Origin of the sequence: Nocardioides sp. NPDC059952 (assembly GCF_042730435.1) — a bacterium.
Lineage (GTDB): Bacteria > Actinomycetota > Actinomycetes > Propionibacteriales > Nocardioidaceae > Nocardioides.
This window is the reverse complement of record NZ_JBHWLY010000101.1, coordinates 1-17,524: the sequence shown is the minus strand read 5'-3', so window position 1 is coordinate 17,524 and position 17,524 is coordinate 1. Positions and strand designations below refer to the sequence as shown.

16 protein-coding genes and 1 tRNA gene are annotated in these 17,524 nt (G+C 69.7%); 3 read left to right on the top strand and 14 right to left on the bottom strand.

The window, feature by feature from the left end:
* The 3 genes from cydD to ACFV9G_RS27870 all read right to left on the bottom strand — a co-directional run.
* Positions 1 to 1,705 (bottom strand): thiol reductant ABC exporter subunit CydD (gene cydD, locus ACFV9G_RS27880; protein WP_378732336.1); only part of this gene is annotated, 1,705 nt, incomplete at its 3' end.
* Position 1,706: 1 nt separating this feature from the next.
* Positions 1,707 to 2,708, bottom strand: coding sequence for a cytochrome d ubiquinol oxidase subunit II (gene cydB / locus ACFV9G_RS27875; RefSeq protein ID WP_378732332.1), 1,002 nt, complete (start codon positions 2,706 to 2,708; stop codon positions 1,707 to 1,709).
* Between the two features lie 10 nt (positions 2,709 to 2,718).
* The gene (locus ACFV9G_RS27870; protein ID WP_378732329.1) at positions 2,719 to 4,188 is read right to left on the bottom strand and encodes a cytochrome ubiquinol oxidase subunit I; all 1,470 of its coding nucleotides are present in this window, start codon (positions 4,186 to 4,188) and stop codon (positions 2,719 to 2,721) included.
* A gap of 448 nt (positions 4,189 to 4,636) precedes the next feature.
* Here ACFV9G_RS27870 and ACFV9G_RS27865 point away from each other — a divergent pair, with 448 nt between their 5' ends.
* Complete coding sequence (locus ACFV9G_RS27865) at positions 4,637 to 7,201, top strand: LuxR C-terminal-related transcriptional regulator (protein ID WP_378732326.1); 2,565 nt, start codon at positions 4,637 to 4,639, stop codon at positions 7,199 to 7,201.
* On the opposite strand, the gene ACFV9G_RS27860 is transcribed toward ACFV9G_RS27865, so the two are convergent.
* Positions 7,162 to 7,518, bottom strand: a complete 357-nt coding sequence (locus tag ACFV9G_RS27860) for a hypothetical protein (RefSeq protein WP_378732323.1) — start codon at positions 7,516 to 7,518, stop codon at positions 7,162 to 7,164. The genes ACFV9G_RS27865 and ACFV9G_RS27860 overlap by 40 nt on opposite strands.
* 58 nt (positions 7,519 to 7,576) lie before the next feature.
* On the bottom strand, positions 7,577 to 8,977 hold the full coding sequence (locus ACFV9G_RS27855) for a cystathionine beta-synthase (RefSeq protein WP_378732321.1): 1,401 nt from the start codon (positions 8,975 to 8,977) through the stop codon (positions 7,577 to 7,579).
* Positions 8,978 to 9,064: 87 nt separating this feature from the next.
* Between ACFV9G_RS27855 and ACFV9G_RS27850 the strand changes: the two genes are divergently transcribed.
* Complete coding sequence (locus ACFV9G_RS27850) at positions 9,065 to 10,084, top strand: SGNH/GDSL hydrolase family protein (protein WP_378732318.1); 1,020 nt, start codon at positions 9,065 to 9,067, stop codon at positions 10,082 to 10,084.
* A gap of 95 nt (positions 10,085 to 10,179) precedes the next feature.
* Here the strand turns inward: ACFV9G_RS27850 and ACFV9G_RS27845 are convergent, their stop codons facing one another.
* A complete protein-coding gene (locus ACFV9G_RS27845) occupies positions 10,180 to 11,028 on the bottom strand; it encodes a Bax inhibitor-1/YccA family protein (protein WP_378732315.1) in 849 nt (282 codons plus the stop codon).
* A 159-nt stretch (positions 11,029 to 11,187) separates the two neighbouring features.
* Positions 11,188 to 11,754 (bottom strand): TetR/AcrR family transcriptional regulator, encoded by a 567-nt coding sequence (locus ACFV9G_RS27840; protein ID WP_378732312.1) that lies wholly within the window; start codon positions 11,752 to 11,754, stop codon positions 11,188 to 11,190.
* Positions 11,755 to 11,825: 71 nt separating this feature from the next.
* Here ACFV9G_RS27840 and ACFV9G_RS27835 point away from each other — a divergent pair, with 71 nt between their 5' ends.
* A complete protein-coding gene (locus tag ACFV9G_RS27835; protein WP_378732309.1) occupies positions 11,826 to 13,361 on the top strand; it encodes an MFS transporter in 1,536 nt (511 codons plus the stop codon).
* 56 nt (positions 13,362 to 13,417) lie between these two features.
* Here the strand turns inward: ACFV9G_RS27835 and ACFV9G_RS27830 are convergent.
* The 7 genes from ACFV9G_RS27830 to ACFV9G_RS27800 form a co-directional block, all read right to left on the bottom strand.
* A tRNA-Leu gene (locus tag ACFV9G_RS27830) sits at positions 13,418 to 13,491 on the bottom strand.
* A 19-nt stretch (positions 13,492 to 13,510) separates the two neighbouring features.
* Complete coding sequence (def, locus tag ACFV9G_RS27825) at positions 13,511 to 14,068, bottom strand: peptide deformylase (protein ID WP_378732306.1); 558 nt, start codon at positions 14,066 to 14,068, stop codon at positions 13,511 to 13,513.
* Positions 14,065 to 14,583: a glycine cleavage system protein R gene (locus ACFV9G_RS27820; protein WP_378732303.1), complete on the bottom strand. Its 519-nt coding sequence runs from the start codon at positions 14,581 to 14,583 to the stop codon at positions 14,065 to 14,067. The genes def and ACFV9G_RS27820 overlap by 4 nt, the downstream gene beginning before the upstream one ends.
* A gap of 72 nt (positions 14,584 to 14,655) precedes the next feature.
* Entirely contained in the window at positions 14,656 to 15,315 is a 660-nt protein-coding gene (locus ACFV9G_RS27815) for a hypothetical protein (RefSeq protein WP_378732300.1), read from the bottom strand.
* Between the two features lie 118 nt (positions 15,316 to 15,433).
* The gene (locus ACFV9G_RS27810; RefSeq protein WP_378732298.1) at positions 15,434 to 16,357 is read right to left on the bottom strand and encodes an exopolyphosphatase; all 924 of its coding nucleotides are present in this window, start codon (positions 16,355 to 16,357) and stop codon (positions 15,434 to 15,436) included.
* A complete protein-coding gene (locus tag ACFV9G_RS27805) occupies positions 16,354 to 16,863 on the bottom strand; it encodes a DUF501 domain-containing protein (RefSeq protein WP_378732295.1) in 510 nt (169 codons plus the stop codon). The genes ACFV9G_RS27810 and ACFV9G_RS27805 overlap by 4 nt, the downstream gene beginning before the upstream one ends.
* A 3-nt stretch (positions 16,864 to 16,866) precedes the next feature.
* Positions 16,867 to 17,469, bottom strand: a complete 603-nt coding sequence (locus tag ACFV9G_RS27800) for a septum formation initiator family protein (RefSeq protein ID WP_378732292.1) — start codon at positions 17,467 to 17,469, stop codon at positions 16,867 to 16,869.
* Positions 17,470 to 17,524 lie beyond the last annotated feature (55 nt).

Genomic DNA, 17,524 nt, shown 5'->3' with positions numbered 1-17,524 from the left:
CCGAGTGGGCCGGGGGTGCGGGGGGGGCCGCCGGCTGGCACGCCGCGCCCGACGCCAGTGACGCCTCGGCCGACGGGGGCGACGCCTCGGCGGAGAGGGTGATGACCTGGTCGGCGATGTCGATGAGGGCCGGGCGGTGGGCGACGAGGACGACGGCGCGGTCGCGGGCGAGGTCGGTGACGGTGTCGGCGATGATCCGTTCGGTGTCGGGGTCGAGATGGGCGGTGGGCTCGTCGAGGAGGACCCAGGGACGATCGGAGAGTACGACGCGGGCCAGCGCCAGCCGGGCTCGCTCACCGGCCGAGAGCGAGCGGCCGTCCTCGGCGAGGTCAGCACCGAGACCACCGGGAAGCTCGGCGATCCGGTCGGCGAGCGCGACCCTCTTCAACACCTGCCACAGGTCGCTCTCGGTCGCCCCCGGCGACCCCAGACGCAGGTTGTCGGCGATGGTCCCGCTGACGAAGACCGGACGCTGGGGCAGATACGCGAACCGTCGCCGCCACTCGTCGCCCGCGGCCGGGGTCTGGCCGTCGAGCTCGACGGCACCGTCGTACGTCTCGTGCAGCCCCGCGATCGTCGCCAGCAACGTGGACTTCCCACAACCGCTCGGGCCGACGATCGCGGTGATCCCCCGGTCGGGGACCGTCGCGGAGACCGGCGCCAGAGCGGGCCGCTCGCGGTCCGGGTAGGTCAGTCCCACCCCGTCGAGAGACATGCCGAGGCGTCGCTCCCGTCGGTCGAGATGACAGTCGGTGACGTCTCGGCCGACGCGGGTGACGTCTCGGGAGAGGTCCGCGGTGGCCTCGAGGGTGGCGGTGCCCTCGGCGGCCGCATGGAACTCGGCGCCGACGCGACGCAGCGGCCAGTAGGCCTCGGGGGCCAGCAGCAGGACCACGAGCGCCGTCTGCAGGTCGACCGCGCCGGCGGCGAGCCGGACGCCGATGATCACCGCCACCAGGGCGACGGAGATGGTGGCGACGAGCTCGAGCACGGCCGAGGAGGCGAACGCGATCTTCAGGGTCTCGAGGGTGCGGCGGCGGTAGCTGTCGGTGATCTTGGCGATCACCCGCGACTGGGCCGTGGCGCGGCCGAAGGCGACCAGGGTCGGCAGGCCCTTCATCACGTCGAGGAAGTGACCGGCCAGGGCCGACATCGCCCGCCACTGGCCGGCCGCCTGGTCACGCGTGGCCAGGCCGACCAGCACCCCGAAGATCGGGATCAGCGGCAACGTGAGCCCCACGATGAGACCGCTGAGCGGGTCGGTCCAGGCGATCACCGCGAGCACCATGACGGGCAGCACGCACGCCAGCACGAGCGCCGGCACATAGCGCGTCAGGTACGGCTCGGCCGCGGTGACCCCGCGCGTGGCCAACGCCGAGAGCGAGCCCGAGCTCCCCGACCGACCGCGCAGGATCGCGCCGACCACCCGGCGCCGCAGATCCGCGCCCACGACACCGGCGGAACGGGCGCCCGCCACGTCGGAGACGACGCCGACGACGGCTCGCCCGGCGAAGACGGCCACGACCGCCAGTGCCCAGCCGCTCACCGACCCCGTGCCACGGATCGCGGAGATGAGCAGTCCGGTGACGGCGTACGTCTGGAGGATCAGCAGCACCGCCCCCAGCACCCCCGCCGCGACCACCACGGCCAGCGGCCGGCGGGCGACGGTCAGCTGGGCGCGAAGGCGAGGGTCGTTCGGACGCATCTCAATGAGCGGCGGGGATGTGATGGATCGAGATCCGCTTGCGGAAGATCCAGTACGTCCAGGCCTGGTAGCCCACCACGATCGGCGTGAACACCGCCGCGACGATCGTCATCAGCCTCAGCGTGTAGGGCGTCGCCGCGGCGTTCGTGGTGGTCAGCGAGTTCGCGACGTCGGTGCTCGATGGCATCACGTCGGGGAAGAGCCCCACGAAGAGGCCGGCCACGGCCAGCCCGATCGCGACGAAGGTGCCGGCGAAGGCGAACCCCTCCCGACCGACGTACGCAGCCGCCAGCCCACCCACGAGCGCCAGAGCAGCCAGGACGAAGATCACCGCGGTCGCGACATTGCCGGTGAGCACCTGGGTCCAGATCAGGAACACGACGGCGAGCACGGCCGCGACGACCCCTGCCTTGAGCGCCAGCGCGCGAGCCCGGCCGCGGATCTCGCCGTCGGTCTTGAGTGCGATGAACATCGCCCCGTGGGTCACGAACAACGAGAGCGTGACGAGTCCACCGAGGAGACCGTAGGGGTTGAGCAGGGTCAGCACCGTGCCGGTGAACTCGAAGTCAGCGTCGATCGGCACGCCGCGCACGATGTTGGCGAAGGCCACGCCCCACAGGAACGCCGGGACGTAGGACCCGAAGATCACCGCGCGGTCCCACCAGCCGGCCCAGGTGACCGAGGGCCGCTGGTGGCGATACTCGAACGCGACGCCACGCACGATCAGCGCGATCAGGATGAGGAACAGCGGCAGGTAGAAGCCGGAGAACAGGGTGGCGTACCACTCCGGGAACGCCGCGAACGTCGCCCCGCCGGCGGTCAGCAGCCAGACCTCGTTGCCGTCCCAGACCGGCCCGATGGTGTTGATCATGACGCGTCGCTCGCGGTCGTCGCGGGCCAGCACCGGAAGCAGCATGCCGACGCCGAAGTCGAAGCCCTCGAGGACGAAGTAGCCGATCCACAGCACCGCGATGAGGCAGAACCAGATTGTCGTGAGTTCCATCGCAGGCTCCTCAGTACGCGAAGTTCATCGGCTCGTCGGCATCCGAGTCGGAGCCGCGCAGGGAGGGGTCGGGTGGCTCGACGAACGGGTCGGGACCCTTCTTCACATACTTGATGAGCAGCCCGACCTCGACGACCGCGAGCACGGCGTAGAGCAGCGTGAACCCGATCAGCGACATCCACACCTCCCAGGGCTCGACGCCCGGCGAGACCCCGTTGGCGGTGGTCAGCACCCCGAAGACCACCCACGGCTGACGCCCCATCTCGGTGAAGATCCAGCCCATCGAGTTGCCCAGCAGCACCATCACCGGCGCGGAGATCGCCAGGGCAGGCAGGACGCGTCCGACCAGCCCCGAAGGCGTACGCCCCCGGCGGGTCAGCCACAGGACCGCGAAGCCGACGAGACTGCCGACCACGCCGAGCCCCATCATCCAGCGGAAGGTCCAGTAGGTGACCGGGATGTTGGGGGTGTAGTCGCCCGGCGAGTAGTAGGTCGCGCCCGGCGTCGAGCCGTACGTCTCCCGGTACTTCTCCTGCAGGTCGTAGATGCCCTCGACCTTGCCGTCGAAAGTGCCGGTGCCGAGGAAGGAGAGCACGCAGGGCACCTCGAGCGCCCACTTCTCGTGCTTCCCGTCGCGGGTGCCGATGGTCAGGATCGAGAACGGCGCACACGAGTCCGAGGTCTCCCACAGCGCCTCCGCAGCCGCCATCTTCATCGGCTGCACCTCGGTCATGATCTTGCCCTGGATGTCACCCGAGACCGCCACGCCGATCCCCGAGATGGCCATCACCCACGCAGCGAGCACCATCCCGCGGCGATACATCGGACGCTCGGCGTTGTCCTTCCCCGGCCGGCGCAGGTAGAGCCAGCCGAGGATGCCGAGCATGAACGCGGCCGCGGTCAGGTACGCCGCGAGGATGACGTGCGGGAACGTGCCCAGCTGCACCTTGTTGAACATCACCGCCCAGAAGTCGGTGAGCTCGGCGCGGCCGGTGACCTCGTTGAACTTGTAGCCGACCGGGTGCTGCATCCAGGAGTTGGCCGCCAGGATGAACCACGACGACGCCAGGGTGCCGAGGTGCACGATCCACATGCACGCGTTGTGCAGCGCCCGCGGCAGCTTGTCCCAGCCGAAGATCCACAGGCCGAGGAAGGTCGACTCCAGGAAGAAGGCGAGCAGCGCCTCGATCGCCAGCGGAGCACCGAAGACGTCTCCCACGAAGCGGGAGTAGTCCGACCAGGTCATCCCGAACTGGAACTCCTGCACGATCCCGGTGACCACACCGAGCGCGAAGTTGATCAGGAAGAGCTTCGCGAAGAACTTCGTCAGCCGAAGCCACTCAGGATTCTTCGTACGCAGCCAGATCGTCTCCAGCACGGCGACGAGCATGGTGAGTCCCACCGTGAGCGGGACGAACAGGAAGTGGTAGACGGTCACGATGCCGAACTGCCACCTGGCTAACTCCAGGACGCTGTCCACGTCAGTCACTATGTCACTGCTGTCCCACGCACCTCAGCACCCCCTCCGATGGGGGTTCAATTCTTGTGAGCCACCGCACCTCGGTCGGTAGCGGACACAAAGAAAACCCGGCCGCCCTGGGCTCGAGGTCACGACCGCGGGGGGATGATCGCGACCTCGAGTCCGGGACGGCCGGGCTCTGTAGTCTTCGTGTCACCAGGACCGCAACAGATGGGGGAGCTGATACGGCGACCTGGTGTCACTCAGTGGTGCTGCACAGGCCGAGGTGAACCTCAGCCCGTGAGATCACTATCTCATCATCCGGGGCCAGACGTTGCGGTCTCAGGCGGACTGTTTACGTACTGTAAACAGGTAACCTGCGTATCAGTAGACCGAATACGCGGGCGATACAGCGTCCCCACAGAAAATCAGGTATGCATTTGGATGTACCTTGAGGTGGGGGGTGAGCATGTCGGATCGCGAAGGTGTCCTCGCGCGGGTCGTCGACGAGGTCATCGACTACGTCGGCGCAGGCCTGAGCGTCCATCTGGTCGGCCCCCGCGGATCCGGACGCAGCGAGCTCTGCTCCCTGGTCGCCAACCGGCTCGAGGACGAGGGCCGATCCGTGCTCCAGATCAGCGGCCACCGCGCCTGGCAGAACGAGCCGTTCGCCGCGCTGACCGCGGCCGGCATCGGCAGCGCGACCCCTACCGGCCCCCGCCGCACCGTCGGCGAGATGACCACGGCGCTGACCAAACAGCTCGGCAACGGCACCGTGCTCGTGGTCGATGACGCCGACGCGCTCGACACCTACTCGGTCGGCGCCCTGCGCAACATCCACCGCCAGCGACGACTCCTGGCCGTGACCAGCAGCCGCCATCAGCATCCCGTCGCCGAGAACACGCTGATGCTCGGCATCGCCCCGTCGGTCCAGGTGCGCTCCCCCGCGCTCGAGGTCGACGAGGTGCACGAAGTGTGCCGGGAGATCCTCGGCGGCCCGGTGGAGGCCGGGTCCCTGGCACGGATCGCGATGGCGACCGGCGGCCTGCTCGGCCTGGTCCGGGCCATCGCCACGGTCGGGCCGCGGGCAGGAGTGCTGGAGCAGCTCGACGGGCTGTGGCGGCTGCCGCGGCGTACGGGCTGGGCTCCGGAGCTGGCCTCGGCCGTCGAACCGCTCGTCGCCGGGCTCGACCAGGACGCCTGGGACGGTGCCACCGCGCTCGCGGTGACGGGTCCGGTGCCGCTGGACGAGGCCGAGAAGATGCTCGAGCGCAACGTCCTCGACGCGCTCTTCGCCCACGGCCTGGCACGGCACAGCGAGGACGGCCCGGGCAGCGGGGTCGTGGGCCTCTACCCGCCGCTCATCGGCGACTACCTGATCACCGAGGGCTCGGCGTTCGGGCTGGTGATCGCCCGCAACCACCTCGCCGCCGAGCAACCGCTCCTCGACTACGCCACCCACCGGCCCCGCGGCGCCGACGCCGCCGTGCTCCACCAGCGCTCGCTGCGCCAGATGGCCGACGAGGTGACCCGCGCGCGCCGGTCCTGGACCGAGATGCCGTCGGCGGAGACGGCGCTGCCGCTGCTGGTCGCACTCCGCAACACGGCCGCGCCCAGGGACCAGATCGAGGAGGTCGAGCGGCGCACGCCGCTGACCGACACCCAGGAGTCGGCCTGGATGCTGGCCTGGTTCGCCACCTGGAAGGCGGTCGAGCTGGGCGACCTGAACGCCGCCAAGGCGGTGCTCGACGACGGGCTGAAGCGGCTGCCCACCTTCGCCGCGACGCTCGAGGCCTCCCGCGCCCATCTGCAGTTCCAGACGGAGTACGTCCCCGAAGTGCCCACGGTCGAGCCCGACCCGCGCGACACGGTCGGTCCCGAGATGCTCGGCGTCGTCGCCGCCGAGCGCCTCCTCTCCGCCGGGATGGTCGAGCAGGCACGCAACCTGCTGGAGAGCCAGCACCCACAGAACCCACAGCCCGCCGGGCTGCATGCCTTCCTCATCGGCCTCGCCGACATGCTCGGCGGCGACCTGGAACGCGGCATCGACTTCGCCCGCGACCAGCTCGAGGCCGCCAACCAGAGCTCCAGCGCCATGCTCATCCAGGCGCACGCCTACCTCTGCGTACTCGGTCTGAGCATCGCCGGCCGGCTGACCGAGGCCAGCCAGGCCGCGTTCCAGAGCCTCTCCTCCTCGAGCGTCGCTGCCTACCGCGACGTCGCCCATACCGGCATCCTGACCCTCGGCGCCGAGATCGCGATGGCGCAGGGCCGCCCCGAGTACGCCCGCAGCCTCGCCTCCCAGATCGGTGGCGCGAAGGTCGCCTTCGGTCCCTGGCCCGGGATGGTGGCCAGCATCATGGCGCCGGCCAGCGGCCGGATGCCGAGCCTCAAGGAGCTGTGCGAGCTCGTCGGCCACAGACTCGACGCCGGTTACATCACCGGGGGCATCTTCCTCGCCGTCGAGGCGGTCGAGCGCGGTGCCAACGAGAACAAGCACATCACCCGGGCCGCCAGCCTCGCGGCCGGTACCGAGAGCCCGCTGCTGCAGGGCATGGGGGCGTACGCCGCGACCACCGCAGCCGGCGACATCGACGGCCTCCGCGAGGCGATCGTGAAGCTCGCCGATGCCGGCGCCCTCGTGTTCGTGACCAGGGCCGCGATCTCTCTGGCGATCCTGCAGCGCGAGGCCGGCGACCTGGCCGGCGCCGCCGAGACTCTCGACATCGCGTGGGAGCGTTCCGAGATCTCCGGCAGCCGAGCGGGCATGTTCCGTCGCGCGGCAACCCATATCGGGCTCTCCGGGCGGGAGAGTGAGGTGCTCCGGCTGCTGCCCGAGGGCCCCACCACCGCCTCCCTGGCCGCAGACCTCGAGATGAGCACCCGCACCGTGGAGACGCATCTGCACAACATCAGCCGCAAGACCGGGGTCTCCGGTCGTGAGGACCTCGCCCGGGTGGCCGACACCTGGCTACGACCGGCGCCGAACGGCGACTACTCAGCCGGCGACAGGCACTTCACCAGCGGCTCGTAGAGCTCCTTGCTGGCCTTCTGGTCCGCCTTCGAGAGATCCTCCGGGCTGATCGTGGAGACGTCCTCGGCCTCGACCAGAAGGCGTACGGCCTTGTCGGAGAGGTCCGAGTCGTAGTAGGTCTTCGCCAGGCATGTGGCCTGCTTCTCGGTGACCTGGTCGCCGCTGCTCTGGGTGATCTGTCCCTGGATGTCCTCGACGCTGGGCCGGTCACCGCCCCCGCTGCCGCCGTCGCCGCCCCCGCATGCGGTGAGCGTGAACAGCGTGATCAGAGAGGCCGCGGCAATGGCCGACCGGCGCGTGCGGGGGTACGCGATCATGACGACGAATCATGACGTACGCCACCCTCCCCCGCTAGGGGGGAGGGTATCCGCGGCGTCAGGAGCTGGTCAGGAAGAAGAGCAGGTCCTGGCGGGTCAGGACACCGACGGGCTTGCCGTCCTCGTGCACCAGCAGCGCGTCAGAGGAGCCCAGCGTGTGGGCGGCGTCGTGCGCGTCGGCGCCGGAGCCGATCGAGGGCAGCGGCGGGGACATGTGCTCCTCGACGGAGTCGGTCAGCTTGGCCTTGCCGGTGAACAGTGCCTCCAGCAGGGTCCGCTCCGAGACCGAGCCCGCGACCTCGGCGGCCACGATCGGCGGCTCGGCGCGGACGACGGGCATCTGCGAGACGCCGTACTCCTGCAGGATGTGCACGGCCTCGGCGATCGTCTCGCCGGGGTGGGTGTGGACCAGGTCGGGCAGCCGCCCGGACTTGCCGCGCAGCACGTCGCCGACGGTCTGCTTGCCCGCCTCACCGGTCGCGAAGCCGTACTGCGCCAGCCACTCGTCGTTGAACACCTTGGTCAGGTAGCCGCGCCCGGAGTCGGGCAGCAGCACGACGATCACGGCGTTCTCGCCCTCCGGCGTGCCGGCCAGCTCCTCGGCGAGCTGCTTGGCGGCGTACGCAGCCATGCCGGCGCTGCCGCCGACCAGCATCTGCTCCTCGCGGGCGAGCCTGCGGGTGTAGGCGAAGGAGTCGGCATCGGAGACCTCGATGATCCGGTCGGCGACATCGCGGTCGTACGTCTCCGGCCAGAAGTCCTCACCGACGCCCTCGACCAGATAGGGCCGACCGCTGCCGCCGGAGTAGACGCTGCCGGCGGGGTCGGCGCCGATCACCTGGACGTCAGGGTTCTGCTCCTTGAGGTAGCGGCCGATCCCGGAGATCGTGCCGCCGGTGCCAACGCCGGCCACGAAGTGGGTGATCTTCCCCTCGGTCTGGCGCCAGATCTCGGGGCCGGTCTCCTCGTAGTGGGAGCGCGGGTTGTTGGGGTTGGCGTACTGGTTCGGCTTCCAGGCGCCGGGCTGCGAGGCGAGCCGGTCGGAGACGTTGTAGTAGGAGTCGGGGTGCTCCGGCGGCACGGCCGTGGGCGCGACGACGACCTCGGCGCCGTAGGCCTTGAGCACGTTGCGCTTGTCCTCGCTGACCTTGTCAGGGCAGACGAAGATGCACTTGTAGCCCTTCTGCTGGGCGACCATCGCCAGGCCGACACCGGTGTTGCCGGAGGTGGGCTCGACGATCGTCCCGCCGGGCTTCAGCTCACCGGAGGCCTCGGCCGCCTCGATCATCCGGGTGGCGATGCGGTCCTTCACCGAACCGCCCGGGTTCAGGTATTCCACCTTGGCCAGAACCAGCGGTCCGGCACCGGGTTTCAGAGCCCCGGCGCCGTCCAGTGCACGCCCCAGCCGCACGAGCGGAGTGTTGCCGATAAGGTCGAGAAGCGAGTCCACGTACTCCATGCCGACAGCGTATGTCCACTAGGTGAGATCCCCTATATCCCGATACTGAGTGCCCGGTAGTGGGGCAAAGACTTTAGAGTGGTCCCCGTGGCGAAGAAGAGTCTGGCTCGCAAGACCGCGTACGCCGGCGGTGGAGTTCTGGCCGCGACGGCCGCGTTCGCCGGGGTCCTCGTCGCGGAAGCGGCGCTTGCCGTCAGGGCGACGCACCAGGTCAAGATGCCGGTGGCCCCCTCCCCGACCGGGTGGTACGGAGCGCGGCATCCGGGACGTCCCCTCAGCATCGCGCTGCTCGGGGACTCGAGCGCCGCGGGCTATGGGATGACCGAGGTCGAGGACACGCCCGGCGCCGTCCTCGCCTCCGGGGTCTCCGAGAAGGCGCACCGACCGGTGCGTCTGCACGACCTCTCCGAGATCGGCGCCAAGTCCTCCGACCTGCACCCGCAGGTCGAGAAGGCGATCGCCGCCGACGCCGACATCGCGGTCATCCTGGTCGGCTCCAACGACGTGATCCGCCGGGTGCGCCCGCGGGTCGCGGTGAGCCACCTCGCCCAGGCCGTCATCCGGCTCCAGGAAGCCGGGGTGCCGGTGCTCGTCGGCACCGTTCCCGACCTCAGCACCGCCACCCCGATCCTGCCGCCGCTGCGGTCGATCATGCGGGCCTGGTCGATCCGTATCGCCGCCGGGCAGATCTTCCACGTCATCCGCGCCGGTGGCCACACCGTGTCCCTGGGTGACGTCCTCGGTCCGGCCTTCAAGGCCACCCCGGCCTTCTGGTTCGGTGCCGACCAGTTCCACCCCTCCGCCGCCGGCTACCACGCCCTCGGCGAGGTGCTGGTGCCACCGACGCTCTCGGTACTCGGCCTCGTCGGCGACGAGAACGCCATCCTGGAGACCTACAACGGCAAGCAGGTCATGCCGCTGGCGGCAGCCTCGCTCCGCGCCGTCATCCGGCCTGGAACCGAGATCGACCCCGCCCCGCGCCCCCGTGGCCGCGTCGGCCGCAACTGGGCCCGCGCCCGTTCCTTCGAGAACGAGCAGCGCGAGCCTCGCCGGGGCGAGCGCCCCGCCGAGACTCCCCCGCTCGCGGAGCCGTATCACGCCGGTTAGGCACCGCTGGTCGAGCCCGGCGAGCCGGCGTCGAGACCAGCGAAATGAGAACCGCCCCGCTCCGATCCGGAGCGGGGCGGTTCTGGTTCGACTGATCAGTCCTGCTGCAGGATCGCCAGGATGCGGAGCAGGTAGAAGTAGATCATCACCAGGCTCGCGGTCAGCGCGAACGCGGCACGCCACGACTCCCGCTCCTCGAGCTGGTTGGCGACGCCCTGCTCGACGAAGTCGAAGTCGAGGATCAAGCTGAGGACTCCGAAAGCCAGGCCGGCGATGGAGAACACCAAGCCCATCGCACCCATCCCGAACAGCCCCATGCCCGCACCGAAGATGCCGAGGACGACCTCGAGAAGGATGAGGCCGAGGAAGCCGAAGCCAGCGGCCATCATGAAGGTCCGGAACTTGTTTCCGACCTTGATGTCGAAGAACTTGTACGCCGCCAGGACGCCCGCGAACGCCGCGAACGTGCCGAGCACGGCCTGCACGACGATGCCGCCGCCGAACATGGCGTCGAAGGTCTTGCTGATGCCGCCGAGCAGCATCCCCTGGAGCACGGCGTAGGCGAGGACCAGGGCGGGGCTGACCACTCGCTTGAAGCTGTTGACGAGACCGAGGATCAGTCCACCGATCGAGCCGATCGCGGTCGCGGCGTACAAGGGCCCGAGGTTGGCGCCCGAGGTGATCTCCGGGGTCAGCATCCAGGTGGCGATGGCCGCAAGGACGGTGAGTCCGACCGAGACCGCGGTCTTCTGCACCACCGAGTCGATCGTCATGGGGGCGCCCGTGGTGGGAGCCGCGGGGCCGCCGGTCGACCACTGGCTCGGGTCCTGCCCGTAGCCGGCGTACGAAGCACCGTTGCCACCGTAGGTCGCGTTGCCGTAGGCATTGTGCGACGGCTGCCCGAAGCCCTCTGCCCTACGGAACACCGGGTTGTTGCTCTGCATGGTTTGGTCTCTCCTCGAAAGGCCTGACGAGCGCCGGACGGCGCCGTGTCGTGGTGCCAGTGTAGGCACGCTATACCTCAATGAACGATGGAGCCTCTGAACTCGTTCCCGGCCAAGAACAATCGGCGAGGAGGTATCGGACACACGTGCGAGGCCGGGTCAGTGCGACCGGACCAGGGACCTGAGCGCGGCCGTGAGCCCCGCCGCCGAGGAGGTCGCTGCCGGGTCGATGAGCCATTGCAGCGCCGTGCCGTTGATGATCGCCAGCGCGAGCGAGCCCAGCTGCCGCCCGGCCTCGTCGACGCTGTCCGGATCGACGCCGAGCAGCATCGCCGCGATGCTGCGCCGCGCGTCCTCGTACGTCTCGGCGAGCTGCTCGCGCACCTCCGGCACGAACTCGGCCTCGGCGAAGGCCTGGACGCTCGCCACGATCATGGCGCGACGCTGCGCCGATCCCGTCAGAAAACCGGTGAGGAAGCTCTCCAGCCGGTCGATCGGCTCTCCGCTCGCGGAGGCCACCTCGGCCTGATCGATCGCGGTGCCCCACTCGTCGAAGGACTCCAGGATGGCTGCGTTGAGCAGTGCCTCCTTCGAGCCGAAGTGATAGCCGATGGCCGCGAGGTTCGCGCCCGAGGCGGCGGTGATGTCTCGCGCGGTGGTGCGCGAGTAACCCTTCTCGGCGATGCACTGCTTCGCCCCGGCGAGGAGATCCTGACGCTGACCCATGAGCCTCACCCTAGTCGCTGATTCGTACGTACGTCTTGTACATATGTATTAGACGTATGTACATTGCGGGCATGACGATCACCTCTCCCCCTCGCGCAACAGCGCGCGACTGGCTCGGCATGACCGTGCTGGTGCTCCCAGCCCTGCTCGCCTCGATGGACCTGTCGGTGCTGTTCATGGCCTCGCCCTGGATCAGCGCCGACCTCGCGCCCACCGCCAGCCAGCATCTGTGGATCATGGACATCTACGGCTTCATGATGGCCGGGCTGCTCATCACCATGGGCAGCCTCGGCGACCGCATCGGGCGGCGGCGAATGCTCATGATCGGCGCCGTCGCGTTCGGCACCGCGTCGGTGCTCGCCGCCTTCGCCTCCAGCGCCGAGATGCTCATCGCCGCCCGTGCGCTCCTCGGCCTCGGTGGCGCGACCCTCGCCCCGTCGACGCTGTCGCTCATCCGAGGCATGTTTCTCGACGAGGACCAGCGCCGCACCGCCGTCGGCATCTGGACGGCTGCCTTCACCGGAGGCATCGCCGTCGGGCCGATCGTCGGCGGCTTCCTGCTGGAGCACTTCCACTGGGGATCGGTGTTCCTCATCAACGTGCCCGTGATGATCCTGCTGCTCATCGCCGCCCCGATCATCATCAGCGAGTCGCGCGATCCCGACCCGGGGCCGTTCGACCTGCTCGGCGCCGCCCTCTCGCTCGCCGCGGTCCTCCCGGTCATCTACGGCGTGAAGAAGATCGCCGAGAGCGGAGCGGCAGTGGGCTCCGTCGCTGCATTGGTGATCGGCGTCGCCTTCGCGGGAGCTTTCGTCCTCCGGCAGCGAACCGCGGCGAATCCGATGATCGACATCCACCTGTTCGCCCGCCCGGCGTTCAGCGGATCCATCATCGCCAACGCGATCGTCGTCTTCGCGACCGCCGGCATGGGCCTGCTCGCGGTGACCTTCATGCAGACCGTCCTCGGCCTGGCTCCGCTCACGGCCGCGCTCTGGATGCTGCCGACCGTGGCCGGCAGCTTCATCGGCGTCGCCATCGCCTCGCTGCTCGCCCGCACCATCCGCCCCGGGACGCTCGTCACGATCGGGCTCCTGATCTCCGCGGTCGGATTCGCCGCCATCAGCTTGGTGACGCCTGACTCCTCCGTCGGCCCCCTGATCGCCGCGTACACCACCCTGACGCTCGGCGTCGGCATGACAGCCACGATCGTCACCTCGCTCGTGCTCACGACCGCTCCGCCGGAGCGAGCCGGGGCCGCGTCCGCGCTCGCCGAGACCAGCAGCGAGTTCGGCGGTGCCCTCGGCATCGCCGTCCTCGGCACCTTCGCCGGCACCAGCTACCGCAACGCCATGGCCGCGACCCCGGTGCCCGGCGCGGGAGATGCGGGCGTGCGTGCGGCGGACACGATCGGTGCAGCGGTCTCCGCCGCCCAGGAGCTTCCCCGGGCGATCGCGGAGCCACTCCTTCGCCAGGCGTTCGACGCCTACACCGATGGCTTCGCCCTCGCGGCGGCCCTCGGCGCGACCGTTCTGGTCCTCGCCGCGATCGGCGCCGGGATCACTCTTCGCGGGGTCGCCTCGGAGCACGTGCCGGAGACGTACGAGTAGGCGCGGTGTCGAGCCGTCGCACCGCAGGAGCACCCTTCCGGCGGCGAGGGGTTAGGTGCCCCGGGTGGGACTCGAACCCACATCTGGACGAGTTTAAGTCGTCATCCTCTGCCAGTTGGGACACCGGGGCGAACAGCCAGACCTTAGCGTCATAAGTACGTCTGGCGCTGATGCAGCGCGTGGGCGCCCGCGACGCGGTCGATGAAGAGCAGGCCGTTGGTGTGGTCGATCTCGTGCTGCAGGCAGCGGGCCTCGAAGGCGTCGGTGACGATCTCGACTGTCTCGCCGGTGACCGGGAGCTGGCCGCGTACGGTCAGCCGGGAGGCCCGCTTCACGTCACCGGTCAGATCGGGGACGGACATGCAGCCCTCGCGCGCCTTCTCGTTGCGACTCGCCTCGATGACCTCGGCATTGCACAGGACGTACGTGCCGTGATGGGTCTTCGTCTTGACGTGGCTGGAGACGTCGACGCAGAAGACCCGGGCCGAGACGCCCACCTGGTCGGCGGCCAGGCCGACGCAGCCGGGCGAGACCCGCATCGTGGCGATCAGGTCGGCGGCGAGCTGGACGGTCTCGGGAGCCGCCGGGTCGACGTCCTTGCCGGGGACGGAGAGGACGTGGGCGGGGGCGCGTACGACCTCGAGGACCTTGCCCTCGACCCCCAGCTCCGCCTCGGTCCAGGACAGCACCCGTTCATTGATCGTCACAGGTCGTCGGCCTCGATCGGCCGCAGGGTGGCATCGACGCCGAGCTCCAAGGTGACCCGCTTGATCGATGCCTCGAGCACTGCGACGTCGGCGTCCGCCGGCAGCTCGAGCTCGGCGACGACGACATAGAGGTCCCCGGAGAGGCGGGTGGTCAGATCGGTGATGTTGCCGCCGACGGCGGCGATCTCGGCGGTCACCGTGGAGACGATGCCCGGGCGGTCACCACCGTGGACGGAGAGCACGAAGAGCTGGCCGGCGCCGGCCGGCGCCTGCTCCTCGGGGAGCTCGTAGACCGTGACCGTCAGGGTGCCGTCGGCCGCGATCGGCTCGAGATCGGCCTGGATGGCCTCCGTGGTGGCCTCGCCCGCGCAGAGCAGCGTCATCGCGAAGTGACCGCGGAGCCGGGTCATCGTCGAGTCCTCGAGGTTGAGGCCGAGCCCGGCCAGGCGGGCAGTGGTGTCGGCGATGATCCCCGGGCGGTCGTGTCCCAGGACGGTGATGGCGTGGATGGTCACCGATCCATTGTCACCCGCGGCACGCCGATGGCGGACCGCGGGTGACTCAGATGGACTACTTCGTGCCGCGGCTCAGCCGCGGAACCACTTGTCCTTCTCCTCCTCGGAAGAGTCGACCGGCTCGGGTGCGAACTCGGGCGTGCCCTCCGAGGTGGGCTTGACCGCGGTGTCGCCACCGCCCAGGTCGTCGTAGGAGGCCTTGTCGGGGTCGGCCGGCGGGGGCGGCGGGACCTCGGCGGCGTACGGGTCGGCCGGGGCGATCGGGTCGGTGAGCGGGTCACCGGTGACCCCGGCCTGCGGGGCGGACGGCGCCGGCGGAGCCGGCGGGTAGCCGCCGTACTCGCTGCTCGAGGACGAGCCGGTGGTCGACTCCGGAGCGGCGGGCTCCGAGGCGGCTTCCGGGGTGGACTCCGGCGTGGAGCCGTTGAGGTGCAGCTTCTCGGAGGCGACCCCGGCCGCGGCCGAGACCTTCTCCTTGGCCTGCTCCGCGTAGGGACCGGCCTTCTCCTTCACCGTCGCGGCGTAGGGACCGGCCTTGGCCTTGGCGGCCTCGGCATAGGGAGCAGCCTTCTCCTTGATGGGCGCCGCCTTCTCCGAGGCGGTCGCGAGGGCCGACTGGACGCGCGGGTCATGGGTGACCTTGTTCGCGCCGGCCTTCAGCTGCTCAGACTTGTTCTTGACCAGCACGCCGACACCAGCGGCAGCGATGGCAAGCAGGATGAGCTTTTTCACTTCTTGACCTTCCGAGAGACAGCATTTGGTTCGGTTTGATGGGATATTCGCCGGTAAACTTAGACCTAGGCGACAAACACCAAGATGCCACAAACACAGATCAAGTCCCCCGACATGCCTAGTCTCTAACGGACCAGGCGATTCCGTCGAGGATGTCGGACTCGGAGACCAGCAGAGACTCGACGTGCGAGCGCCTCAGGATCCGGCTGAGGATCACCCCACCGGCGGCGATCACGTCGGCCCGGCCGGGGTGCATCCAGGGCAGCGCCAGCCGCTCGTCGACGGTCATCGCCAGCAGGCGGTCGACGAGCCGGTGGACATCGGCCGGCGCGACCTCGGCGTGGTCGGTGGCGGTGCGGTCGTACGCAGCCAGCTCGAGCAACCCCATGGCCAGCTGGATCATGGTGCCGCCGACGGCGACCACGGTGTTTGCGGTGGCCGGGTCGACCGGGCAGTCGTCGAGGTGTGCGTCGATGTCGCGTACGCAGGCCTCGATCTCCTCCCGCGTGGGCGGGTCGGAGCGCAGGTGGCGCTCGTGGAGGCGCACCGACCCGATGTCCATGCTGTCCGCCTCGCCGACACTCGGCACTGGGCCGTCGCCCAGGATCAGCTCGGTCGACCCGCCGCCGATGTCGATCACCAGCACCGGCGGCTCATGGGTGCCGCGCAGGTTGCGGACCGCGCCGCCGAACGAGAGCGCCGCCTCGTCCGTGCCGGTGACGACCTCCGGTGTGACGCCGAGCCGAGCACGTACGCCGTCGATGAAGGTCGCCGCGTTGGCAGCGTCCCGGGTGGCCGAGGTAGCCACGAAGCGCACCTTCTCGACACCGTGCTCGCGGATCAGCGCGGCGTACTCGTCGATGGCCACGAAGGCACGCTGCAGGGCCTCTTCCGCGAACACACCGGTGCGGTCGATGTCTTGACCGAGGCGGACCATGCGGGCCTCGCGTACGTCCTCGTTCAGACCGTCGGCGGTGACCGTCGCGATCAGGAGCTTGATCGTGTTGGTGCCACAGTCGATGGCAGCAACCCGCCGGGTCACTGTTCCTCGTCCTCCAGCTCGAGGTCCACGCAGGGGCCGGAGCTCCACCACTCGCCGAGGCGCTCGAGCACCTCGTCGCCGAGCGGGTTGACGCCGGGGCCCTGGGCGAGCGCCTGACCGGCGAGGACGTGCAGGCACTTGACCCGGTTCGGCATCCCACCTGCGGAGATGCCGTGGATCTCGGGCGGGTCGCCGAGCTCGTAGCGCGCCTCGAGATAGGCCTCGTGAGCCTTGGCGTAGGCGGCGGCGAGCTCCTCGTCGTCGGCCAGCCGCGCCTCCATGTCCTTCATCACGTGGGTGCCCTCGAGGGTGCCGATCTTCGAGGCGGCACGCGGGCAGGTGAGGTAGAAGGTCGTCGGGAACGGCGTGCCGTTGGGCAGCCGCGGCTCGGTGGTCACCACATCGGGCAGCGAGCACGGGCAGCGGTGCCCGATCTCGTGGATCCCCCGTGGCTCGCGTCCCAGCTGTGCCGTGATCGCGGACACATCCTTGGGATCGATGGCCATGTCTCAGTCTTCCTTCTGCTGCTTGGGCGGGTCGATCTCCGACTCCGGCCCGTCTCCTGTCTGCTTCGGCGGGTCACCGGCCAGCAGCACGGAGCCCCACGCATCGTCCCACCACGCCTTCGGGTGCTCCGCACTGCCCACCTTGCCGGGGTCGGTGAGCTCCGGCTCGGTCTGGATGCGCTCGCCGTTCTCGTCGAGAGCGACGTACGCCGTCTCCCCCGGCATCACGAACCCGAACCGCTCCCGGGCCTGCTGCTGGACGTAGGCGGGGTCCTCCCAGCGACGAGTCTGCTCCTCGAGCTGCTTGATGTGGTCCTTGCGCTCGGCGATCTCGGTCTGGAGTGCGTTGATGTCGTGGCGCTGCTGCAGGTAGGCGCGCAGCGAGGAGGCGTAGGAGATCACCATCACGGCGGCCACGACGATGATCATCATCGCCCGGCCGGTGAGCTTGGGCCGACGCAGCCGCTTGCGCAGCGCATCGATGCCGCCGATCGCCGCCGGGCGGGCCGCCCTGGGGGCACCCGGCCGCCGCCCCGGCCCCTGCGGGCCGCGAGATCGCTGGATGCGCTTGCTCTGACTCTGCTGTCCCGGTCCCTGCGTTGCCACGTCGCTCATCCTCCCATCCGAGACCAGCGAGTCGGCGCACCCTGACCGCAAGCCC

What these genes read in the sequence shown, in the direction of transcription:
- cydB (WP_378732332.1), bottom strand. Translation starts at nt 2,708, where the DNA reads ATGGAACTCACGACAATCTGGTTCTGCCTCATCGCGGTGCTGTGGATC.
- ACFV9G_RS27865 (WP_378732326.1), top strand. Translation starts at nt 4,637, where the DNA reads ATGTCGGATCGCGAAGGTGTCCTCGCGCGGGTCGTCGACGAGGTCATC.
- ACFV9G_RS27860 (WP_378732323.1), bottom strand. Translation starts at nt 7,518, where the DNA reads ATGATCGCGTACCCCCGCACGCGCCGGTCGGCCATTGCCGCGGCCTCT.
- ACFV9G_RS27855 (WP_378732321.1), bottom strand. Translation starts at nt 8,977, where the DNA reads ATGGAGTACGTGGACTCGCTTCTCGACCTTATCGGCAACACTCCGCTC.
- ACFV9G_RS27845 (WP_378732315.1), bottom strand. Translation starts at nt 11,028, where the DNA reads ATGCAGAGCAACAACCCGGTGTTCCGTAGGGCAGAGGGCTTCGGGCAG.
- ACFV9G_RS27840 (WP_378732312.1), bottom strand. Translation starts at nt 11,754, where the DNA reads ATGGGTCAGCGTCAGGATCTCCTCGCCGGGGCGAAGCAGTGCATCGCC.
- ACFV9G_RS27835 (WP_378732309.1), top strand. Translation starts at nt 11,826, where the DNA reads ATGACGATCACCTCTCCCCCTCGCGCAACAGCGCGCGACTGGCTCGGC.
- ACFV9G_RS27805 (WP_378732295.1), bottom strand. Translation starts at nt 16,863, where the DNA reads ATGGCCATCGATCCCAAGGATGTGTCCGCGATCACGGCACAGCTGGGA.